Annotated in this window: 1 protein-coding gene; it reads left to right on the forward strand. The window is 54.3% G+C overall.

Annotation, left to right across the window (positions count from 1 at the left end; genetic code table 11):
* The coding region (locus tag PHAL_RS23455) for an Ig-like domain-containing protein (RefSeq protein WP_016710694.1) at positions 1 to 1079 on the forward strand (1079 nt) is incomplete at both ends.

Consider the following 1079-nt stretch of genomic DNA (forward strand, 5'->3'; position numbering starts at 1 on the left):
GGGCAAGGCGCAGCGGTGACCGTGTTAGTCACCGATAAAGACGGTAATACGCAAACCGTCACCGCCATAGTGGATGCCAATGGTGAGTGGGCAATCAGCCCAACCACCCCATTACCCGATGGTGAATTTACGATTGATGTGAGTGTTAGCGACGGGGTCGGCAACGAAACCAGCGACTCAATTAGCGGCGTGATTGACACCGCCGCGCCGAGCCTCACTGTGCAAGGGGTCGGAGATGGTAAAGATGTCACCCCAGTATTCAGTGGCACAAGTAATGAAATCGGCGGCACAGTCACCTTAGTTGTCACAGATGCAAACGGGGTGACACAAACCCTGACTGCAACAGTACAAAGCAATGGCCAATGGTCAGTTGAAGTTCCTAATGGCCTCAGTGAAGGCGACTATAGCGTGGATGCAAGCATCACTGATGCGGCAGGAAATGACACGCAACTTGCCTTAACCGGTAATATTGATACGTCAGTGCCGGGTGTGACTGTTAATGATAATGGCCTGGGCAATAACGCCACGCCGACAATCACAGGCACCTCAACCGAGCCTGCGGGCACCGTGGTCAGTATCAGGATAGATGATGCCAATGGCGACAGTTATGGGTTAAGCGCCACCGTTCAAGAAGATGGCTCATGGCAGGTTACAGCGCCAAGCTTACCTGATGGCGGCTATACCGTGACAGCCAGCATCACGGATGCCGCGGGCAACACCGGCAGTGACACCGGCACCGGCCGTTTAGACACCCTTGATCCGCTGATCAGCATTAATAACCTTGGGGCAATCAATGATGACACCCCAACACTCAGTGGTACTTCATCAGAGCCACAAGGGACAGTGATCAGCCTCACCGTCACCGACAGCAGCGGCACCGTCACCTCACTCAGTGCCACGGTTGATAGTAATGGCGAGTGGGCGGTCACCGCGCCGGTGCTTGCTGATGATGATTATACCGTGGTTGCCAGCGTCAGCGATGCAGCAGGCAATAACAACAGTGCCACCGATAACTTCACACTCAACACCTTAGCCCCGAGTGTTACCATCAATGTCATTGGCGAAACCAACGACACCAC

Source organism: Pseudoalteromonas haloplanktis ATCC 14393 (assembly GCF_000238355.1).
Taxonomy (GTDB): domain Bacteria; phylum Pseudomonadota; class Gammaproteobacteria; order Enterobacterales; family Alteromonadaceae; genus Pseudoalteromonas; species Pseudoalteromonas haloplanktis.